The 5164-nt window shown below is 63.1% G+C and carries 5 protein-coding genes and 2 pseudogenes; 4 read left to right on the top strand and 3 right to left on the bottom strand.

All coding sequences use genetic code 11. From position 1 onward, the window contains the following. From aspA to AC1D2F_RS23640, 4 genes and pseudogenes are all read left to right on the top strand, one after another. Positions 1-317 (top strand): annotated as a pseudogene (gene aspA, locus AC1D2F_RS23655) (aspartate ammonia-lyase); the annotation flags it as partial. 149 nt (positions 318-466) lie between these two features. Continuing rightward, entirely contained in the window at positions 467-1768 is a 1302-nt protein-coding gene (locus AC1D2F_RS23650; RefSeq protein ID WP_229995623.1) for a dicarboxylate/amino acid:cation symporter, read from the top strand. Positions 1769-1839: 71 nt separating this feature from the next. After that, on the top strand, positions 1840-2133 hold the full coding sequence (locus AC1D2F_RS23645) for a winged helix-turn-helix domain-containing protein (protein ID WP_476967885.1): 294 nt from the start codon (positions 1840-1842) through the stop codon (positions 2131-2133). A 1032-nt stretch (positions 2134-3165) separates the two neighbouring features. After that, on the top strand, positions 3166-3495 hold the full coding sequence (locus AC1D2F_RS23640) for a hypothetical protein (protein ID WP_229995621.1): 330 nt from the start codon (positions 3166-3168) through the stop codon (positions 3493-3495). A gap of 490 nt (positions 3496-3985) precedes the next feature. On the opposite strand, the gene AC1D2F_RS23635 is transcribed toward AC1D2F_RS23640, so the two are convergent. From AC1D2F_RS23635 to AC1D2F_RS23625, 3 genes and pseudogenes are all read right to left on the bottom strand, one after another. Next, complete coding sequence (locus AC1D2F_RS23635) at positions 3986-4258, bottom strand: hypothetical protein (RefSeq protein ID WP_229995628.1); 273 nt, start codon at positions 4256-4258, stop codon at positions 3986-3988. Between the two features lie 129 nt (positions 4259-4387). Continuing rightward, positions 4388-4600, bottom strand: coding sequence for a hypothetical protein (locus tag AC1D2F_RS23630; RefSeq protein WP_229995620.1), 213 nt, complete (start codon positions 4598-4600; stop codon positions 4388-4390). Between the two features lie 347 nt (positions 4601-4947). After that, a pseudogene (locus AC1D2F_RS23625) lies at positions 4948-5164 on the bottom strand (hypothetical protein); the annotation flags it as partial.

Here is a 5164-nt window from a genome sequence, read left to right as displayed (position 1 = left end):
CCTTCGAACCGATCATCGTCCACAGCCTCCACAAGAGCATCTCCCACCTGGAAGCCGCCTGCCGCACCCTCACGGCCCGCTGCGTCCGGGGCATCACCGCCAACACCGAACACCTCCGCCTCACGGTGGAACAGTCAATCGGCCTCGTCACCGCCCTGAACCCGCACCTGGGCTACGCCACGGCCACGGCCATCGCGCAGGAAGCCCTCGCCACCGGCAAGGGCGTCGCGGAGCTCGTACTCGAACACGGGCTGCTCACCGCCGAGCAGCTCACCGAGCTCCTCAGCCCACAACGCCTCGCCAACCTGAGAAAATAACCGCCGCACACCCACGACCCCGCCCGACCAGGGAGCAAGGGGCACACCGTCGTGCCCAAAATCCCGACCGACCACAGAGAAACGGAACTCGATGACGAGGGCCGTTCCAGCACCGGGCCACCAACCCGGCCTCTACCCAAGGACTGAATATGAAAAACAAATCAACGATGTGGATCCTGGCAGCGCTCCTGTTCGGAATCGTCAGCGGTCTGCTCTTCCACTGGCTGCTCCCGGTGGACGCGCGCGAATCTGTCGTGGCTGTCCTCGACACCGTGACGCACATGTTCCTGAACCTCATCAAGATGATCATTGCCCCGCTGATCTTTGCCACCCTCGTCTCCGGCATCGCAGGAGCGGCCAAATCCGCCGGCGTGGGCAAGCTCTTTGGCCGCTCGATGATATGGTTCCTGTCCGCCTCCGTCCTGGTGGGCGCCTTCGGCTTCATCACGGCCCATGTACTCAACGTCGGTGACGGGCTCCACCTGATGCCGGGAGGTGGCGCGGGGATGGAAACGAAGCCCCTCGACTACCAGGCGTTTGTTACCCACATCATCCCCACGAGCGTCTTCGCCGCCCTGACAGAAAACAACCCCCTTCAGATCCTTGTCTTCGGCGCTCTCTTCGGCATCGCCCTGCTGAACCTCCGGAAGATGGGCCGCTCCTCCATAGCGGATGCCATCGACGAACTGATGGGCGTCATGCTGAAGGTCACCGGATATGTGATGAAGGCGGCACCCGTCGGCGTTTTCGCCGGCATCGCGGCAGCCTTCACCTCCAAGGGTCTCGACGCGTTTGCCACTTACGCGTCGTTCATCGGCGGATTCTACATCTCCCTCTCCGCACTCTGGGCGATCATGATCGCCGTCGCGGTCGCCTTCCTCGGACGGGCCGCCTTCCGACTGGTCCGGATAGTGCGCGAACCCATGGTCATCGCGTTCGCCACCTCCAGCAGTGAAGCCGCCCTGCCCAAGCTCATCGAAGGCCTGACCAAGTTCGGCATCGACAAGCGCACCACCGGCTTCGTGCTGCCCCTGGGTTACTCGTTCAACGTGGACGGATCCATGATGTACATGACCTTCGCGTCGGTCTTCCTGATCAACGCCTACGGCATCGACATGGACCTTGGCCAGCAGATCGCGATGACCGCAATGCTCCTGCTCAGCAGCAAGGGCATGGCCGGCGTGCCCCGCGGGTCACTCGTCGTCGTCGCCGCCGTGGTCCCTGCCTTCGGCATCCCCGCCGCCGGAATTGGAGTCCTGCTGGTGATCGACCAGCTCCTGGACATGGGGCGCACCGCCACCAACATCCTAGGAAATGCCATCGCCACCGCGGTCATCGGCCGGAACCACGACAAGTCCACGTCCCTCCTCACGGCGTCGCGCGCCGGCACCTCCGACGACGGCCAAGACACTGAGGACAGCCGGCAACCCGAGCTCGTTTCGAGGCACTGACCGGCACCCGGTCGGCCAACCAATTATCAACCTGCAAACCGACCCCCACACCGGATGAAAGGCCATCGCCAATGACCGCTGACTTTGAAGTCCAGAGCCCGATGGACGTGCACTGCATTGAGCGGACGGAAAGAGCGAGAAGCGCACCCATCAAGTCACAAATCATCGACTACCTGCGAAGCCATGGTGCAAGCAAAGTAGCTGACATCAGCGACGGCATCGCGTCCTCGCGGGGCGCAGTCAGATACCACCTGGCAGCGCTGGAGAAGGCCTCGATCGTCCGTTCCAACATTTCCCCCGGAGCGAGAGGTCGGTTCACGCCCTTCTACGGCATCGCTCCTGAAAAAGCGGAGTCGGACTCCTAGCCGGGCGGCGCTGGCTACCATGTTTGCGGACGACGGCGGGACCTCCCGCCGTCGTCCTCTGTGCTCTTGCGGCCGGAATCTCATGCCGTCCGGGCATTGACTCTAGGACCGAAAGATGCCGCCGTATTGAGTCGGGCATCCAGATCCCCGGTAAAAGCACTGGATTGCATTATGGACGGTGGGGCGTAGGACGAGGCTTCGGGCACGTCGTCAAAACCGGCGAGGCTGATGTCTTCGGGACCCTATATTTCCCCTTTCCCGGAAGGCCCGGAGCATGCCCAATGCCATGTGGTCTTTGGCGGCGAAGACAGCCTGCAGTCTGGCTCGTGGGCGGGTTGTAGGCCGGCGGTATAGCCGGAGTCGGCACCAAGCTCTCCCCCAGGCCGCCGGTAAACAAGAAATCCGGAGAAAAATCTCCAAGAAATCCCCGCAGGTCATGTCGCCGACAGGACTCCACGACATGAATAGGTACAAGACCGACAACGGCCAACACAAGAAGGCCAGAAAGGAGGCCGAATGACCGCACATCCCAGCAGGCGGAGTGCCCACCAGCCAGCGCCCTGAACCCGCCGTCCACACAACTTCATAGGCCACCGCGGCGGCCAGGCACCAGGCCGCGATAAGCGTCAGAAGGACCCAACCCGGGTTAATGCCCACATGCTAAGGCAAGGACCCCCTCGAACTGCATTCCAGCCCCGCGAACAATGGGAACTCCCGGAAACATGCGGAATACGGCCCAGTCCGATCCACATACGGCCCAATCCGGAGCCCGCAGCGTGGACAATGTACACACCTCGATTGGCCGTCCCAACTCCCCTCCACCGGACCACCGCACCCAAACCGTAGGGCGCTGCTCGCCTTTTAGTACTGACGAAATTCGGCTGCCTGGAAGTCGGCATGATCGCCCTGCGTGTCGGCAGACGCCAGCACGGTTGCGCCCCACTCACGGATGGTGTTGTTATCCAGGTCACATTGCGTCTATCGTTGTCGGGGGCCACAGCGTGGTGGCCCCGATTTAGAGCGGAGAACTTTGTGAACGAGAAGCTGCGGGTGCTGGTCCGCGTGGACCTCGACGGCGCCAAGGCCCACGTCAGGGTCCAGGGCCACGTGACGGCTCAGAGCGTCCATGGCTGCCTGTATGACGTGGTCAAGCGCGCCAGCGCACTCGCCTCCGGACTGGCGCTGGAACTGGATGTGACCCGTGCACACGTTGACCCCGACGCGATGGGAGAGCTTCAGAGGTGCGCAAAGTCGCACCACCTGCCGGTGCACGCCGACCCGCTCCAGCGCGACTATCGGATCAGCATCCTGACGCCGGGCCACGCGACGTCCGCGGCCCCATCACTAGTCCTGGCAGCCTGACAAGCCCGCACCAGCTGCCGCGGCAAGCCCCGCGTTAGCTCACAATCCAGTTCCGCGCGCCTGAATCCTCCGCCCATGCAGCGCGCCTATTGTTAGCATGCGACGTGAGCAACGGGACGATACGCCTACCGATCCTCGCCGCCGCGCAAGAGAAACAAAAGCCTTAGGTCAATGCGTCTCCCGATAAATATGTGGGATACGCACGAACGCTTGGCTGACGTCTTGAGGTGAGTCCTTGCGGAGCCAGACTCGAGTGGCCATGCCCGGGTCAGTCCAAGATGAGGAGGGGCGGGGCTGTCAGCGGGCCCAGTCCTGGCGGGTTCTTTCAGCTGCGTCCTGAAGCAGGGGCAGGTACACGCCCAACAGCGTGTCCATGCTGGTGGCAACAACAGGCTAAGCAAGCCTGTGCGCGGCCGTTTCGTCAGCATTGAACTCCACTGCGGGCAATTTTTTGCCGTCCCCGGCCGACGCTGAAGCAGCAACTCCGTGTTTACCCGGGGGATTCGTTAGGCTGCGAGGCGTCAAAGAAGCGATAGTCCGAAGGAGTCCGTCTGGCCGCAGCTTCGCGTGCCTTGGCCTGGATGAAGTCCCTGTCCTCGCCGGTCAGCACGGTTTCGCCGTGTGCGTCGGCGTCGGCGTTTTCGCCGGTTTCCTTGTTGATAATGGCCGTCAGGGTGCGTGGCAGGACCACGCATCCCGGGTTATCCATCAGCCACTGCTGGGTGGCGGGATCGAGCCGGTTCCATTCTTCCTTGATGTGCATCTCAGTCACTGCTGCCTTTCAGGCATCCGTTCGACGAAAGAACCCCTCAGGCGTTTGCTGTCAGGGGCCCTGGCAGGTGCGAACACGTGGTGCGGCCGCGCAGCCTTGGGGTCGCGTCCAGTTGTCCAGTTATTGTCCGGCTGCGGTCTCGTCCTTCGGTTTGCTCCGGGCTTCGCGCTGGTGGTGCTCCAGCTTGTCTTCCGCATCGCGGCGGCGCTGGCCAACGGTGCGCATCTGGTTCGTGGGCGGCCTTCGGTGATCGACTGGAGGGGCCGTCTGCTCGTGTTCTTCCTCGAAGTCAGGAGCGGATCGGTCCGGACGGCGCCCCTTGTTCTCGCCCATACATGCATCGTCCCATCTTGACCGGGTGCTTACCAGAGCAGCGGCCACACCCTGTCGCTGCGAGCCTACGAGCAGCCCTAGTAAGGAAGGAACTGCGGCGCATAAGCCGAGTCATACAATTTTGATGATCTGGGCTGTGATGTTCGTTCGGGGATTGTTAAAGGCAGATGGGCCAGTGGCGGTGAATTCCAGAGGGTGGTCCGGACGAACCACACCGCCGCATTGGCCACAAGGCAGCAGCGCAGCGGCTAGATCCTAAAGAGTCCGGCAAGCCTTAGCCCGCAGGACAATGCGGTGAGCCACCGGATATCAGCCCACCCCGGCGGTGGCCAGCGGCGGTATTCCGATCAGCCTGCGGCGGGCAGTGCGTCCGGGATGCGCGGCTTGGCGTTGCCGGCGAAGGTGAACTTCGCGTCGTCGCCTTCGCCCTCCACATCCACCACCACGATGTCGCCGGAGTGCAGCTCGCCGAAGAGGATCTTCTCGGAGAGCTGGTCCTCGATCTCGCGCTGGATGGTGCGGCGCAGCGGCCGGGCACCCATGGCGGGGGGTCGTAGCCGCGGG

The sequence above is a fragment of the Arthrobacter sp. P1_B3 genome (assembly GCF_056406615.1).
Note: the sequence above shows the minus strand (reverse complement) of the source record. Positions and strands in the feature narration are given on the sequence as shown.

Excerpts from the sequence above, each read along its gene's own strand:
- AC1D2F_RS23650 (WP_229995623.1), top strand. The coding sequence starts at position 467 with ATGAAAAACAAATCAACGATGTGGATCCTGGCAGCGCTCCTGTTCGGA.
- AC1D2F_RS23645 (WP_476967885.1), top strand. The coding sequence starts at position 1,840 with ATGACCGCTGACTTTGAAGTCCAGAGCCCGATGGACGTGCACTGCATT.
- AC1D2F_RS23635 (WP_229995628.1), bottom strand. The coding sequence starts at position 4,258 with ATGCACATCAAGGAAGAATGGAACCGGCTCGATCCCGCCACCCAGCAG.
- AC1D2F_RS23630 (WP_229995620.1), bottom strand. The coding sequence starts at position 4,600 with ATGGGCGAGAACAAGGGGCGCCGTCCGGACCGATCCGCTCCTGACTTC.